Genomic DNA, 13,787 nt, shown 5'->3' with positions numbered 1-13,787 from the left:
CCGCCATAACTGAGTACACTCATAAATGAGGACACTCAGTAAGGGAGGCGATCCGATGCCCACCGGGCGACGCGAACGCAACAAGGAAGAGAAGCTGACGCGCATCGCCGAGACGGCAGCGCGGCTGTTCGACGAGCTCGGCTTCGCCTCCGTGACGACGCAGCGGATCGCCGACGAGGCGGACGTGGCCGCCGGCACCGTGTTCCGTTACGCCTCGACGAAGGCCGAGCTGCTGATGATGGTGGACAACGAACGCAGCAGGAGCCGGATCGCCGAGGGACTGGCGTCGGACGATCCGGCGCAACCCGCAGCCCGGCGCCTCCTCGCCATCGTGTCGCCGCTCGTGCGCGCCGGCAGGGACAACGACGAGAACACCCTCGCATACCAACGCGAGCTGCTCTTCGGTGAGCAGCACGAGCGCTACCGGGCGGAGGGCCTCGCCCTCTTCGCCGAGCTCCGCGAGCGGATGGCCGAGGTGCTCGCCGACGCGTGGATCCGCAGGAGGGGCGCCCCCGCCGCCGACCCGGCCCCGGCATCCCGCGCGCTCTCCGCGGCGCTGCATCTCGCGATCGCCGATGCGGCGGTGCACAGCACGCCGACCGGCACGCTCCTCGCAGACCTCGCCGCGGACTTCGAGGTGATCGTCCGCGGCTACGAGACCACCCCGACCACCTCCGACAACGACACCATCGAAGAACAGGAAGAGAAATGAGCGACATCACCACTGTCACGGTTCTCGGAACGGGCGTGCTGGGATCGCAGATCGCGTTCCAGACCGCGTTCCACGGCTTCACCGTCACCGCCTACGACATCAACGACGACGTGCTCGCCAAGGCCAAGGAGCGTTTCGCCGGCCTGGCCGCCGTCTACGAGAAGGAGGTGCAGGAGGCTGCGGGCGGCAAGGCCCAGGAGGCGCTGACCAACCTCCGCTACAGCTCCGACCTCGCGCAGGCCGTGAAGGACGCGGACCTCGTCATCGAGGCCGTGCCGGAGAACCTGGACCTCAAGCGCGAGCTCTACACGAAGCTCGGCGAGCTGGCCCCGGCGAAGACGATCTTCGCCACCAACTCCTCCACCCTGCTGCCGAGCGACCTCGCCGGTTACACCGGACGCCAGGACAAGTTCCTCGCCCTGCACTTCGCCAACCACGTGTGGGTGAACAACACCGCCGAGGTGATGGGCACGACCAAGACCGACCCCGAGGTGTACCGGGCGGTCGTCGACTTCGCCACCGCGATCGGCATGGTCCCGATCGAGATCAAGAAGGAGAAGGCGGGCTACGTGCTCAACTCCCTCCTCGTCCCGCTGCTCGACGCGGCGGCGGAGCTTCTCGTCGACGGCATCGCCGACCCGGAGACCATCGACAAGACCTGGCGGATCGGCACCGGCGCCCCCAAGGGCCCGTTCGAGATCTTCGACATCGTCGGGCTCACCACCGCCTACAACATCTCCTCGGTGGCCGGCCCCAAGCAGCAGGAGTTCGCGGCCTACCTCAAGGAGAACTACATCGACAAGGGCAAGCTCGGCGTCGCGACGGGCGAGGGCTTCTACCGGTACTGACCGGCTCAGCGCAGCTGGATGCGGTGCGGGCGCGGGCGCGGATGCGCCCGCGCCTTCGCCGTCACCGGACGGTTCGGCGGCCGTCGGCGGGCGCGCGTCCTGCGCTGGGGCTCGGGGAGGTCGTCACCGCGGTAGTGCCGCAGCCGTCGCCAGTTCCGCGCCGCCAGCCGCGCGGAGACCAGGACCGCAACCACGCCGCATACGATGATGCCCCAGGCTCGCGGGTTCTCGCCCTGGGTCGGGATCGCGACGGCAAGGGCGACGGTCGCGAGCGTCGCGAGCACGGCGAGCAGCGCTCCCGCGCCCACCCCGCGCCACGCTCTGGCGCGCTCGTCCCGAGTTCCCATGGAGCGCAAAGTACTCCCGCTCCAGCGGTTAACACCAGATGAACGCCGAATGTCCAGGAGGTGCCGAGCGAGCGCTCAGGGGAGGGCGCCTACCCGGCAGAGACCTCCGCACGCGGCCGCGGCGCATCCGGTATCCACGTGCCGACGAGCACGCCGACGAAGCAGCCCAGACCCAGCAGCGCGGCGATCCAGACGCCGTCGGCCGTGCGGGGCACGACGAACGTCAGCACGATGGCCGCGACCACGAACGCACAGAGCACGATCTGGTAGACGAGCGCCGCCCTGCTCCAGGGCCGACCGAGCGGGCGGCCCGCCGGATCGTAGGTCAGGCGGGTCACCACCGAAATCAGAACAACGGAGCCGAACGAGACGTACCCGCCGACGCCGGTCGGCAGGGCGCCGAAGAGGAACACGGCGATGCCCAGCAGCGCCCCCAGCGGCGCGAAGTACCGGGCCCGACGCACCACGCGTTCCCCCGCCATGGACTCACCCCCCGTGACGCGCGCGCATCCGCCCGCGTGCTCCAGCACGATCATACGGACACGAGAAAGCCCCCCGCCCACGTGGACACGGGCGAGGGGCAGTTCGGCGGGCGATCAGTGCTTGAAGGCGTCCTTCACCTTTTCGCCCGCGTTCTTCAGGTCGGCCTTCATCTGGTCGCCCTTGCCTTCGGCCTCGAGACGCTCGTCTCCGGTCGCCTTGCCGGTTGTCTCTTTGGCCTTGCCTCCCGCGTTCTCCGCGGCGTTCTCGATCTTGTCGTCGAGTCCCATGACGTCCCCTTCCGTGGTTCGGTGAGTCGTACCCCCATGACGGTGCCACCACGGCAGAGGCGCGTCCAGTGCGCACGACCGAACCGAGAATTCAACCCCAACGGGCAAATTTGCTACGACTTCCTTGTTGTTAGACGATCTAACTACTTTGTCGTTGAGCTACATGGAAGGACCACGAAATGTCGATCGTCGCGGACACTCAGGACGACCAGCTGCTCACGTGGTCCAGCCCCGCCGAGCAGCTGTGGGTCGCGTCGACGCCGACCTCCTACCTCGGCATGGTCGAGTCGACGGGCGACATGTTCATCGCCACGGGCCCGCACAGCGAGGCCCTCGGCAGCTTCGGCTCGCTCAACGCCGCTCGACTGGCCGTCTACCGGGCGCAGTGACAACCCGCTCAGCCCGCTGAGCCGCCGTCGATGGCGTCGGTCGCCTCCGTCAGGCGGTCGAGGAAACCCTCGATCGTCGCGACACCGTCCGCGTCGAGCCCGTCCGCGGCCGCCAGCAGCCTCCGGTGCATCGCGCCCAGCGTGTGCCGCACCTCCTCGTCCGCACCAGCCGTCGCGACGATCGCGAGCTTGCGGCGGTCGTTCGGGTGCGGCTCCCTGCGCAGATGGCCGGACGCGGTCAACCGGTCGAGCATCACCGTCACCGACGACGACTTCAGTCGCAGCAGCGCGGCGAGGTCGGCGGGCGTGGCGACGCGTCCCTCGCTCTGCTCGCGGAGCAGGAAGCGCAGGGCGAGGAGGTCGTTCTCTCCCATCCGCATCGACTCGCGCGTTCGCCGGCGCATCGCCTGCTCGGCGGCGCGGTATTCGCGCAGCGCGGTCAGAACGGCGACGGCGGAGGGAGAGGTGTCTTCGATACGTCGACTCTACTTCGCGGGGTCGACGTGGTCGACCGCATCCCGCAGCCGCTCCAGGAACTCCACCACGACAGCGGCCTGCTCCGGATCGAGCGACTCTGCCACCTCGACCAGCTCGGGACGCACGTCGCCGAGGATCGCCTTCTGCAGCTGGTCTTCTGGCATCGTCGGCACCACGATCAGTGCGCGCCTGTCGAACGGGCTCGCCTCACGCCGCACGTGGCCGCCGCGCTCAAGCCGGTCGAGCAGTGCGGTGACCGAGGAGCTCTGGATGCCGAGGTACTCCGCGAGCTCCTTCGGCCCGACGCTCCGGCCGGTCTCCTGAGCACGCAAGAGGTAGCGGAGCGCGGAGACATCGTTCTCGCTCATCCGCATGACGCCCTCGGAGCGTCGGCGCAGTGCGGCCTCCGCGGCTCCGTAGGCGCGCATCGCCTCCAGGATGCGGATGGCAGGCTCGTGCTCGCCACTCTCCTCCGCATACCAGTAGTGGCGCGTCGCCTCTTTCTCGGACGTCATCCCTTAACGATAGAACAACTACAAACTAGACTGCCTAGCTTTCTTGGCGGGAGGTTCCGGGAGAAGCGTCAGTCCGGACGGCCGGTGGGTCCCCTCCATCAGCACCTCGAGCCAGTCGCGGTTGATCGCCGGGACCGCCGGCTCGTCGTAGCGGAAGCGCAGCGGGAGGCCGTTGTCGATCCAGATCGTCTCCCGTCCCGCGCTCTCGAACGCCGGGACCCAGCTGAAGGCGAAGGACTCGCGGCGACGCAGCTTGGTGGTGATCACCACCTGGAGGTGCTGGAGGGTTCGGTCCTCGAAGGGATACTCCATCCCGTCGTAGCTCAGGCTGCCCATCCCGCTCGTCCTCCCTTTAGTTCACCAAACGCGTAGTTAGTTTAACCATATTGTTAGACCGTCTAGCAATACGACCGATGGAGAAAGTACACCCCTTTCCCGACCCGCCGCCGACGAAGAGAATGAGCGACTGTGAGCACCGACGTCCCGAAGAGCACCTACCGCCTGCAGATCACCCCCGGATTCACGTTGCGGGACGCCGTCCAAGTGCTCGACCACCTGCACCGCCTCGGCGCGGACGCCGTCTACCTCTCGCCGATCCTCGAGGCCTCGGCCGGATCGCAGCACGGGTACGACGTGGTCGATCCGACCAGGGTGGACGCCGCGCGCGGCGGTCCGGAGGCTCTTCGAGAGTTCGCAGAGGCCGCGCACGCGCGCGGGATGCGCGTCGTCGCCGACATCGTCCCGAACCACCTCGGGGTGGCGGTTCCGCACGAGAACCCGTGGTGGTGGGACGTGCTGACGAACGGGGCGGACGCCGAACACGCCAGGGCGTTCGACATCGACTGGGCGTTCGGCGGCGGCCGGCTGCGCATCCCCGTGCTCGGCGACGGCGACGACGAGCTGGATGCGTTGCGGGTCGAGGACGGCGAGCTGCGCTACTACGAGCACCGTTTCCCGATCGCGCCCGGCACCGAGGGCGGTGCGCCGCGCGACGTGCACGACCGCCAGCACTACGAGCTGATCTCGTGGCGGCGGGCCGACGCCGAGCTGAACTACCGGCGCTTCTTCGCCGTGAACACACTCGCCGGGGTGCGGGTGGAGGATCCGGATGTCTTCGATGCGACGCACGCCGAGATCGGCCGGTGGCTGCGCGAGGGCCTGGTCGACGCGCTCCGGGTCGACCACCCGGACGGGCTGCGCGACCCCGGCGACTACCTGGACCGGCTCGTGTCCCTCGCGGGCGACGCCCCGATCTGGGTCGAGAAGATCCTCGAGGGGGACGAGCGGATGCCGTCCTGGCCGGTCGCCGGCACCACCGGTTACGACGCGCTCGGCCTCGTCGACCGGGTCTTCGTCGGCCCGTCCGGTGAGGAGCCGCTCACGGCGCTGGCCGAGGAGCTGGACGACCGCGAGGAGAGCAGGGACTGGGGCGCGCTGGTGCACCGGCGCAAGCGGGCGGTCGCCGACGGCATCCTGCGCTCGGAGGTCGTCCGCGTGGTCCGCGAGCTGCGCGCCGACGGGATGACCACCGGCACGGACGACGAGGTCGCCGATGCCGTCGCCGAGCTGGCCGCCTGGTTCCCGGTCTACCGCAGCTACCTGCCGTTCGGCGCGGCGTACCTCCAGGAGGCGCTCGACGCGGCGGTCTCCGCTCGGCCGGACGTCGCCGCGCTGCTGCGCGAGACCGCCGAGCGATGCTCGGGCGCTGTTGCGGCGCGGTTCCAGCAGACGACGGGCGCCATCATGGCCAAGGGCGTCGAGGACAACGCCTTCTACCGCGCCTCCCGGCTCGTCTCGCTGACCGAGGTCGGCGGCGACCCCGCGCTGTTCAGCATCGGCACGGATGCCTTCCACCGCATCCAGGAGGACCGGCTCGCCCGGTTGCCGCACTCGATGACGACGCTCAGCACGCACGACACCAAGCGCGGCGAGGACACCCGCGCGCGCGTGGCGGTGCTCTCCGAGCTGCCGGAGCGCTGGGCCCGGTTCCTCTCCGCCGTGCGCGAGCGCGTGACGCTGGGCGACGGGTCGCTGGAGAACCTGCTCTGGCAGTCGATCGTCGGGGCCTGGCCCGCGTCGCGCGAGCGGCTGCGCGACTACGCGCTCAAGGCCGCGCGGGAGGCAGGCGCGAGCACGTCCTGGACCGACCCCGACGAAGAGTTCGAGAGCCGGATGTTCGCGGCGGTCGACGCCGCCTTCGACGACGAGAGGGTGCGAGCGGAGGTGGCGGCGATCTCCGCCGTCGTGGATGCACCCGGCGCGGTGAACGGGCTCGGCGCCAAGCTCGTGCAGCTCACGATGCCCGGCGTGCCCGACGTGTACCAGGGCTCTGAGCGCTGGGAGCGGTCGCTGGTCGACCCGGACAACAGGCGGCCGGTCGAGTTCGACGCCGCGGCGGCGCTGCTCGCGCGCATCGACGACGGCTGGCAGCCGGAGATCGACTCCTCCGGCGCCGCGAAGCTGCTGGTCACCTCCCGCGCGCTGCGCCTGCGCAGGGACCGGCCGGAGCTGTTCACCGGCTACCGGGCGCTGCGCGCCGACGGCCCCGCCGCCGAGCACGTCCTGGCCTTCGACCGCGGCGGAGCGGCGACCGTGGCGACACGGCTGCCGGTCGGGCTCGCCGCCTCCGGAGGGTGGGCGGACACGACCCTCGACATCGGCGGCACGCTGCGGGACGAGCTGACCGGTCGCGTGCACTCCGGCAGGGTGCGGGTGGCGGACCTCCTGGACCGCTACCCGGTCGCGCTGCTGGCGGTGGCCCCGTGAACCGGAGGTTCCCGGTCTGGGCGCCGGTCGCCGACCGCGTCGAGGTGGTCGTCGACGGTCACGGCGCGTTGCCGCTGGCACGCGGCGAGCGCGGCTGGTGGCGGCTCGCCGCGCCCGTGGAGGACGACCGTCCGACGCTGGACTACGGCTTCGTCGTCGACGGGGCGGGGCCGCATCCCGACCCCCGATCGCTGCGCCAGCCCGACGGCGTGCACGCCCTCAGCCGCGAGTTCGACCCGGGCGCCTACGCGTGGACGGATCGGGACTGGCGCGGCCTGGACCTGACCGGCGCCGTGATCTACGAGCTGCACATCGGCACGTTCACCCCGGAGGGCACCTTCGCGGCCGCCGAGGACCGGCTCGACCACCTGGCCGACCTCGGCATCGACGCGGTGGAGGTGCTGCCGGTCAATGCGTTCAACGGGCCGTACGGCTGGGGCTACGACGGCGTGCTCTGGTACGCGGTCCACGAGCCGTACGGCGGCCCGGACAGCTACCAGCGGTTCGTCGACGCCTGTCACCGGCGCGGGATCGCCGTGATCCAGGACGTCGTCTACAACCACCTCGGACCGAGCGGCAACTACCTGCCGGTGTTCGGCCCGTATCTCAGCGAGGGCCGCAACACCTGGGGCTCGTCGATGAACCTGGACGGGCCGCGGTCGGACGAGGTGCGCGCGTTCATCCTCGACAACGTCGAGTACTGGCTCGGCGACATGCACGTGGACGGGCTCCGGCTGGATGCGGTGCACGCGCTGCGGGACACCAGGGCCGAGCACATCCTGGAGGCGATGTCGCGCCGCGCCGCCGCCGTGTCGGCGCGCACCGGCCGGCCGGCGACGCTCATCGCCGAGAGCGACCTCAACGACCCGCGCCTCATCCGGGAGCGCGCGCGGAACGGCTATGGACTCGACGCGCAGTGGGACGACGACGTGCACCACAGCATCCACGTCGCCCTCACCGGCGAGACCGCGGGCTATTACGCCGACTTCGCGGACGAGGGCGCGCTCACGAAGGTGTTCACCCGCGGGTTCTACCACGACGGCACCTACTCGAGCTTCCGGGAGCGGCACCACGGTCGCCCGCTGGATGCGCACATCCCGCACACCCGGCTGGTGTCTTTCAGCCAGGACCACGACCAGATCGGCAACCGCGCCGCCGGCGACCGGCTCACCGCGACGCTGGACGACGGCCGGCTGGCGGCGGCGGCCGCGCTGACACTGCTGGGACCGTTCACGCCGATGCTGTTCATGGGCGAGGAGTGGGGGGCGAGCACGCCGTGGCCGTTCTTCGCGTCGCATCCCGAGCCCGAGCTCGCCGAGGCGACGCGCGCGGGCCGGATCGAGGAGTTCGCGCAGATGGGCTGGGACCGGGACGCGGTGGCCGACCCGATGGACCCGGCGACGTTCGAGAGCGCGAAGCTGGACTGGTCGGAGCCGGCCCACGGCGGCCACGCCGCGCTGCTCGACTGGTACCGCGAGCTGATCGCTCTGCGCCGGACGGTGCCCGTGGGGGCGCGGGCGAGCGAGGTGTCGCGCGACGGGACGACGTTCTCGTGGCGTCGCGACGGCATCCGCGTCACGGTCGGGCTGAGCGGCACCGGCGCGGGCGCGGCCGCGGGCGCCGCGGCCGGCGACGCGGAGGTGCTGGCCCGGTTCGCGGACGCGGTCGTGGTGACGAGGGTCGGCTAACGCCCGCCTTCTCGGCCGGCACGAATCGCGCGATGGAGCGGCGGGCGCCTATCGGCCCCCCGCCCCCGTGTCAACCGCTTATGGCGGCCGTGGCCGGGCACGTAGTCTGTCGGTCTACCGACAATGGAGGCACCGTGACCGAGCCCTGCCCCCGCCCCGCGCGCACCGGAGACGCCCGGTGAGCGGCACGCGCACACTCCCCTATCCTCTCGGCGTGACGCTTGTCGATGGCGGCGCGAACGTCGCCGTCTACAGCGAGCGCGCCGACCGGGTCACCGTCTGCCTGTTCGCCGAGGACGGCGCCGAGCGGCAGGTCGAGCTCACCGAGCGGACGGGACACGTCTTCCACGGCGTGGTGCCCGGCATGGCCCCCGGCGACCGCTACGGCCTGCGCGTCGACGGGCCGTGGGACCCGGAGAACGGGCTGCGGTTCTCCCCCGCGAAGGTGCTGCTCGAGCCGCACGCTCAGGCGATCAGCGGCGCCTTCGACATGGGACAGGCGGTGTTCGGCCACACGCTCGATGCCCCGGAGGAGCGAGACGACACCGACGGCGCCGGTCACGTCGCGCTCGGCATCGTCACCGACAACAGGGCGTTCGACTGGGGCGACCACGAGCGCCCCAGCACGCCGCTGGCGGAGACGGTCATCTACGAGATGCACGTGAAGGGCTTCACGAAGCTGATGGAGAAGGTGCCGGAGGATCTCCGCGGCACCTACGCCGGCCTGGCGAACACGGCCGCGATCGAGTACCTCACCGATCTCGGCGTGACCGCGGTCGAGCTGCTCCCCGTTCAGCAGTTCCTGCAGGACTCGCATCTGCTCGAGAAGGGCCTCCGCAACTACTGGGGCTACAACAGCATCGGCTTCTTCGCCCCGCACAACGAGTACGCCGCGACCGGCGACCGCGGACAGGTCGACGAGTTCAAGGGCATGGTCAAGGCGCTGCACAAGGCCGGCATCGAGGTCATCCTCGATGTCGTCTACAACCACACCGCCGAGGGCAACGACCTGGGGCCCACGCTGAGCTTCAAGGGCATCGACAACCCCTCCTACTACCGGCTGGTGGAGGGCGACGAGGCGCACTACTTCGACACCACCGGCACGGGCAACAGCGTCAACGTCAGCCACCCGGCCGCACTGCAGCTGATCATGGACTCGCTGCGCTACTGGGTCACCGAGATGCACGTCGACGGCTTCCGCTTCGACCTGGCGACGACGCTGACCCGGCAGGGCGGCGACGCCAGTCTGCACAGCGCGTTCCTGACGCTCATCCAGCAGGACCCCACCCTGGCCAGCGTGAAGCTGATCGCCGAGCCGTGGGATGTCGCCGGCTACCAGCTGGGCGGGTTCCCCGCCGACTGGTCGGAGTGGAACGGCCGGTTCCGCGACGACGTCCGCGACTTCTGGCGCGGCACCGAGGGGATGCTCGCGACCCTCTCGCAGCGCGTGCTCGGCAGCCCGGACATCTACGAGGACTCGCGCCGCGCTCCCCTGTCGAGCGTCAACTTCGTGACGGCGCACGACGGCTTCACCCTCGCCGACCTCACCAGCTACGACGAGAAGCACAACGAGGCGAACGGCGAGGACAACAACGACGGCGAGTCGGACAACCGCTCCCGCAACTATGGCGTGGAGGGTCCCACCGACGACCCCGCCATCAACGCCGTGCGCACCCGACAGCGGAAGAACATGCTGGCGACCGTGCTGCTGTCGGCGGGCGTCCCGATGATCCTCGGCGGCGACGAGATCGCACGCACCCAGCAGGGCAACAACAACGCCTACTGCCAGGACAACGAGATCTCGTGGTTCGACTGGGAGAACGCGGACGGGGAGCTGCACGAGTTCACCAAGCGGCTCATCCGTCTCCGCCGGACCGAGCCGGCGCTGCGCCCCGAGTGGTACCGGCACGCGCCGGAGGTGGGCGGCCCGGACACCGTGTGCATCCTCCGCGCCGACGGCGAGCCGTTCGCCGACGACGACTGGGACGACCCGGAGGCCCGGTCGATCGCGTTCGAGCTCTGCCACGAGGGCGCGGACTCGTTCCTGCTCATCCTCAACGCGGCGGCCAACGGCGTCGAGTTCGCCCTGCCGGATCCTCCGGGGGCGCACTGGGAGCTGGAGCTCTCCAGCGACCCCGAGCTGGCGCTGAACGACGGTGACAGCGTCATCGTCGGCGAGACCTCGTTCGCCCTGCTGCGCTCCGCTGCGAAGGTCGACGGCCGATGAGCGCCCCGGGGATCCCCGCGCTGCTCGGCCGGTACCGCCCGCAGACGCTCGTCGGCAAGGGCGGCGAGGCGAGCGTCTTCCGCGCGACGGACGAGATCCTCGACCGCGAGGTCGCGATCAAGCTCTACCGATCCGGCGGCGAGGAGGAGATGGCGCAGTACCGCACCGAGCAGACCGCGCTCGCGCGACTCAGCCATCACGGAATCGTCTCGCTGATCGACGCCGGGATCGACTACTCGGCGCCGGAGGACCCGCGGCCGTTCCTCGTGATGGAGCTCGTCGCGGGGACCGACCTCGCCGACACACTGTCGCAGCGCGAGCTGCGCACGGACGAGATCGCCGAGATCGGCTACGACATCGCCGAGGCGCTCGAGTACGTGCACGCGAACGGCGTCATCCACCGCGACATCAAGCCGTCCAACGTGATGCTGGTGAGCTACGGGACCACCACCTTCCGGGCGCGCGCCCGGCTCACCGACTTCGGCATCGCTGGCGGCGTCGTCGCTTCCTCCCACGACGAGGAGGAGGGCAAGACCACCGGAACCGCCGCCTACCTCAGCCCCGAGCAGGCCTCGCGCCGGCCGGCCACCGCCGCGAGCGACATCTACTCGCTCGGCCTCGTGCTCCTCGAGTGCTTCACCCGCACGGTCGCGTTCCCGGGCGGCGCGGTCGAGTCCGCGCTCGCGCGGCTCACGGCCGACCCGGCGATCCCAGACGACCTGCCGGACGACTGGACGGCGCTCCTCCGGGCGATGACGGACCGGCAGCCGGAGGCGCGACCCACCGCGGCGGAGCTGACGCCGGTGTTCCGGGATGCGGTCCTGGCGTCCAGCCGCGCGGTCGCCTGAGCCGGGCCCTGCTCAGAGTCTCCGCAGGCGAAGCGCCGGATCCCGGTCGCGCGCCGCGGCGACCTCCGCCGGGTCGATGTCGGCAACAAGGAGCTGCGGCGCGGCGCCCGCCTCCGCGACGGTCTCGCCCTGCGGCCCGGTGAGGATGCTCCGGCCGATCGAGATCGGCTCGGCCTGGGAGACGGCGGCCGTCCAGCAGCCGTTCTCGATGGCCCTGGCCTGCGCGAGCACCCGCCACTGCTCGGCCTTCTGCGGGCCGGGCACCCATGACGAGCAGCACGCGATCAGCTCGGTGCCGGCGTCGGCGAGGGCACGGCCGAGCTCCGGGAAGCGCAGGTCGTAGCAGGTCATCAAGCCGACGACCATCCCGCCCGCTCGGAAGACGACGGCCTCCGGATCGGGCGCGGGCGCGATCCACTCGGATTCCCGGAACCCGTACGAGTCGAACAGGTGGATCTTGCGGTACCGCGCGAGCAGCGCGCCATCGCTCCCGAACGCCGCCAGCGTGTTGAACGGCCTGCCGCCGCCTGCGGCGCGTTCGACGACACCGGCGACGACGGCGACGTCGTGCTCGGCCGCGAGCGCGGCGACGGCGGAGCAGAACGGGCCGTCGAGCGGCTCGGCGGCGTCGCCGAAGGTCGCATCCACCATCTTCTTCTCGTACATCGTGTACTCGGGCAGCAGGAGCAGGTCGGCCCCGGCGTCCGCCGCGCGCGCGACGGCGTCGCCGACGGCCCGCAGGTTGCCGGCGACATCGTCCGTGGACGCGAGCTGCCCGAGCGCGAGGCGCATCCCTAGTCCCTGGCCGCCGGGGCCTCCGCGCGGACCGACTCCCCGCTGTCCGCCTCGTCGTAGGCAATCTCGGGCGGGAGCTGCCGGAAGCCGCGGGTGACGATCGCGAGCACGATCACGCCGACGACCAGCCAGCTGAGGCCGAGCACGATCGCGTTGATGTCCAGCCGGGTCAGCAGGTAGCCGGTGACGACGGCGCCGATGGCAGGGACGACCACGTAAGGGATGACGTTCAGCCGGTTCCCCTCCCTCCGCTGCCGGAAGAAGTAGACGATGACCGACACGTTGACCATCGTGAATGCCACGAACGCGCCGAAGTTGATGAACGACGTGGAGGTTGCGACGTCCAGGAACATCGCGACGAGCCCGACGACGCCGATGATCACCAGGTTCACGACCGGCGAGCGGAACCGCCGGCTGATCTCGCCGAAGACGTTGCGCGGCAGGGCGCCGTCGCGGCCCATCGCGAACATCAGCCGGGCTGCGGACGCCTGCGCGGCGAGTCCGGACGCGAACTGGGCGACGACGAGGCCGGCGATGAAGATGGCTCCGAACACGTTGCCGCCGATCGTGATGGCGATGTCGAACGCGGCGGACGATGCGTCGTGGAACGCGCCTCCCGGGTGCACCAGCTGGGTGGTGTACGACACCAGCACGAACACCAGGCCGCCGATCAGCGCGATGAGCAGGATCGCGCGGGGCACCGTCTTCCGGGGCTCGATGGTCTCCTCCGTGAAGGTGGTGACGGCGTCGAAGCCGAGGAACGAGTACGCGGCGATCGCCGCGCCGGCGGTCACACCCTGGAAGGTGGCCGTCGGGTTCAGGAACGGACCGGCCGACACCAGGCCGCCCGCGCCCTGGTTCGCGACGACCGAGCCGATGGAGAGCCCGACGAAGACCAGGATCACGAGCACCTGGAACGCCATCAGGATGTAGTTGGCGCGGTCGGCCACCTTGATGCCGAGGATGTTGAGCAGGGTCGTCACCACGATGAAACCGAGGATCCAGAGCCAGCCGGGGACGCCGGGGAACTGCGCCTCCAGATAGGCGGCGCCGATCAGCCAGATCACCATCGGCAGGAAGAGGTAGTCGAGCAGCACGGCCCAGCCGACCAGGAAGCCGACCCGCGGGTCGATGGTGCGGCGCACATACGTGTACGCCGAACCGGCGACCGGATAGGCGGCGGCCATTCTGCCGTAGCTGGACGCGGTGAACAGCATCGCGACGAGAGCGACGAGGTAGGCGGACGCGCTGGCGCCACCGGTGGTCTCTGCGACGACGCCGAAGATGCCGAGGACGATGAGCGGGGTCATGTAGGCAAGGCCGAAGAGCACGAGTGACGGCAGGCGGAGCGTGCGCGCCAGCGCGGGCTGTACGGCGGAGGAGGGTCGAGCAGTGGACATGCCGG

At 70.6% G+C, this 13,787-nt stretch carries 15 protein-coding genes; 7 read left to right on the top strand and 8 right to left on the bottom strand.

Going from position 1 to position 13,787, the window contains the following annotated elements; all coding sequences use genetic code 11:
• Positions 1-55 precede the first annotated feature (55 nt).
• Together AAME72_RS09710 and AAME72_RS09705 are read left to right on the top strand one after the other, a co-directional pair.
• Positions 56-712, top strand: coding sequence for a helix-turn-helix domain-containing protein (locus AAME72_RS09710; protein WP_348790040.1), 657 nt, complete (start codon positions 56-58; stop codon positions 710-712).
• Positions 709-1,560 carry a 3-hydroxyacyl-CoA dehydrogenase gene (locus tag AAME72_RS09705; RefSeq protein WP_348790039.1) on the top strand — a complete coding sequence of 284 codons (852 nt, stop codon included), beginning with the start codon at positions 709-711 and terminating at the stop codon, positions 1,558-1,560. Before AAME72_RS09710 ends, AAME72_RS09705 begins: the two co-directional genes overlap by 4 nt.
• Positions 1,561-1,565: 5 nt before the next feature.
• Here AAME72_RS09705 and AAME72_RS09700 read toward each other — a convergent pair whose 3' ends face one another.
• The 3 genes from AAME72_RS09700 to AAME72_RS09690 all read right to left on the bottom strand — a co-directional run bounded on the left by AAME72_RS09700 (position 1,566) and on the right by AAME72_RS09690 (position 2,677).
• Positions 1,566-1,907 carry a hypothetical protein gene (locus AAME72_RS09700; protein WP_348790038.1) on the bottom strand — a complete coding sequence of 114 codons (342 nt, stop codon included), beginning with the start codon at positions 1,905-1,907 and terminating at the stop codon, positions 1,566-1,568.
• Between the two features lie 89 nt (positions 1,908-1,996).
• Entirely contained in the window at positions 1,997-2,443 is a 447-nt protein-coding gene (locus AAME72_RS09695) for a hypothetical protein (RefSeq protein WP_348790037.1), read from the bottom strand.
• A 60-nt stretch (positions 2,444-2,503) separates the two neighbouring features.
• On the bottom strand, positions 2,504-2,677 hold the full coding sequence (locus AAME72_RS09690) for a CsbD family protein (protein WP_348790036.1): 174 nt from the start codon (positions 2,675-2,677) through the stop codon (positions 2,504-2,506).
• Positions 2,678-2,856: 179 nt separating this feature from the next.
• Here AAME72_RS09690 and AAME72_RS09685 point away from each other — a divergent pair, with 179 nt between their 5' ends.
• A complete protein-coding gene (locus tag AAME72_RS09685) occupies positions 2,857-3,066 on the top strand; it encodes a hypothetical protein (RefSeq protein WP_348790035.1) in 210 nt (69 codons plus the stop codon).
• An 8-nt stretch (positions 3,067-3,074) separates the two neighbouring features.
• On the opposite strand, the gene AAME72_RS09680 is transcribed toward AAME72_RS09685, so the two are convergent.
• The 3 genes from AAME72_RS09680 to AAME72_RS09670 all read right to left on the bottom strand — a co-directional run bounded on the left by AAME72_RS09680 (position 3,075) and on the right by AAME72_RS09670 (position 4,394).
• The gene (locus tag AAME72_RS09680; protein WP_348790034.1) at positions 3,075-3,440 is read right to left on the bottom strand and encodes a MarR family transcriptional regulator; all 366 of its coding nucleotides are present in this window, start codon (positions 3,438-3,440) and stop codon (positions 3,075-3,077) included.
• A gap of 111 nt (positions 3,441-3,551) precedes the next feature.
• Positions 3,552-4,058: a MarR family transcriptional regulator gene (locus tag AAME72_RS09675; protein WP_348790033.1), complete on the bottom strand. Its 507-nt coding sequence runs from the start codon at positions 4,056-4,058 to the stop codon at positions 3,552-3,554.
• Positions 4,059-4,076: 18 nt separating this feature from the next.
• Positions 4,077-4,394, bottom strand: a complete 318-nt coding sequence (locus AAME72_RS09670; RefSeq protein WP_348790032.1) for a hypothetical protein — start codon at positions 4,392-4,394, stop codon at positions 4,077-4,079.
• A 132-nt stretch (positions 4,395-4,526) separates the two neighbouring features.
• On the opposite strand from AAME72_RS09670, the gene treY reads away from it, so the two are divergent.
• From treY to AAME72_RS09650, 4 genes are all read left to right on the top strand, one after another.
• Positions 4,527-6,824, top strand: a complete 2,298-nt coding sequence (gene treY, locus AAME72_RS09665; RefSeq protein ID WP_348790031.1) for a malto-oligosyltrehalose synthase — start codon at positions 4,527-4,529, stop codon at positions 6,822-6,824.
• Positions 6,821-8,512 (top strand): malto-oligosyltrehalose trehalohydrolase, encoded by a 1,692-nt coding sequence (treZ, locus tag AAME72_RS09660; RefSeq protein WP_348790030.1) that lies wholly within the window; start codon positions 6,821-6,823, stop codon positions 8,510-8,512. Before treY ends, treZ begins: the two co-directional genes overlap by 4 nt.
• 178 nt (positions 8,513-8,690) lie before the next feature.
• Complete coding sequence (gene glgX / locus AAME72_RS09655; RefSeq protein WP_348790029.1) at positions 8,691-10,739, top strand: glycogen debranching protein GlgX; 2,049 nt, start codon at positions 8,691-8,693, stop codon at positions 10,737-10,739.
• On the top strand, positions 10,736-11,587 hold the full coding sequence (locus AAME72_RS09650) for a serine/threonine-protein kinase (protein ID WP_348790028.1): 852 nt from the start codon (positions 10,736-10,738) through the stop codon (positions 11,585-11,587). Before glgX ends, AAME72_RS09650 begins: the two co-directional genes overlap by 4 nt.
• A gap of 12 nt (positions 11,588-11,599) precedes the next feature.
• On the opposite strand, the gene AAME72_RS09645 is transcribed toward AAME72_RS09650, so the two are convergent.
• The gene (locus AAME72_RS09645; protein WP_348790027.1) at positions 11,600-12,379 is read right to left on the bottom strand and encodes a carbon-nitrogen hydrolase family protein; all 780 of its coding nucleotides are present in this window, start codon (positions 12,377-12,379) and stop codon (positions 11,600-11,602) included.
• Between the two features lie 2 nt (positions 12,380-12,381).
• Entirely contained in the window at positions 12,382-13,782 is a 1,401-nt protein-coding gene (locus AAME72_RS09640) for an APC family permease (RefSeq protein ID WP_348790026.1), read from the bottom strand.
• Positions 13,783-13,787: the final 5 nt, after the last annotated feature.

This window comes from Leifsonia sp. NPDC080035 (assembly GCF_040050925.1).
In the GTDB taxonomy this organism is placed as follows: Bacteria; Actinomycetota; Actinomycetes; order Actinomycetales; family Microbacteriaceae; genus Leifsonia.
Note: the sequence above shows the minus strand (reverse complement) of the source record. Positions and strands in the feature narration are given on the sequence as shown.

Excerpts from the sequence above, each read along its gene's own strand:
- AAME72_RS09650 (WP_348790028.1), top strand. The coding sequence starts at position 10,736 with ATGAGCGCCCCGGGGATCCCCGCGCTGCTCGGCCGGTACCGCCCGCAG.
- AAME72_RS09675 (WP_348790033.1), bottom strand. The coding sequence starts at position 4,058 with ATGACGTCCGAGAAAGAGGCGACGCGCCACTACTGGTATGCGGAGGAG.
- AAME72_RS09700 (WP_348790038.1), bottom strand. The coding sequence starts at position 1,907 with ATGGGAACTCGGGACGAGCGCGCCAGAGCGTGGCGCGGGGTGGGCGCG.
- AAME72_RS09685 (WP_348790035.1), top strand. The coding sequence starts at position 2,857 with ATGTCGATCGTCGCGGACACTCAGGACGACCAGCTGCTCACGTGGTCC.
- AAME72_RS09680 (WP_348790034.1), bottom strand. The coding sequence starts at position 3,440 with ATGGGAGAGAACGACCTCCTCGCCCTGCGCTTCCTGCTCCGCGAGCAG.
- AAME72_RS09710 (WP_348790040.1), top strand. The coding sequence starts at position 56 with ATGCCCACCGGGCGACGCGAACGCAACAAGGAAGAGAAGCTGACGCGC.
- AAME72_RS09670 (WP_348790032.1), bottom strand. The coding sequence starts at position 4,394 with ATGGGCAGCCTGAGCTACGACGGGATGGAGTATCCCTTCGAGGACCGA.
- AAME72_RS09695 (WP_348790037.1), bottom strand. The coding sequence starts at position 2,443 with ATGATCGTGCTGGAGCACGCGGGCGGATGCGCGCGCGTCACGGGGGGT.
- AAME72_RS09645 (WP_348790027.1), bottom strand. The coding sequence starts at position 12,379 with ATGCGCCTCGCGCTCGGGCAGCTCGCGTCCACGGACGATGTCGCCGGC.
- AAME72_RS09690 (WP_348790036.1), bottom strand. The coding sequence starts at position 2,677 with ATGGGACTCGACGACAAGATCGAGAACGCCGCGGAGAACGCGGGAGGC.
- AAME72_RS09705 (WP_348790039.1), top strand. The coding sequence starts at position 709 with ATGAGCGACATCACCACTGTCACGGTTCTCGGAACGGGCGTGCTGGGA.
- AAME72_RS09640 (WP_348790026.1), bottom strand. The coding sequence starts at position 13,782 with ATGTCCACTGCTCGACCCTCCTCCGCCGTACAGCCCGCGCTGGCGCGC.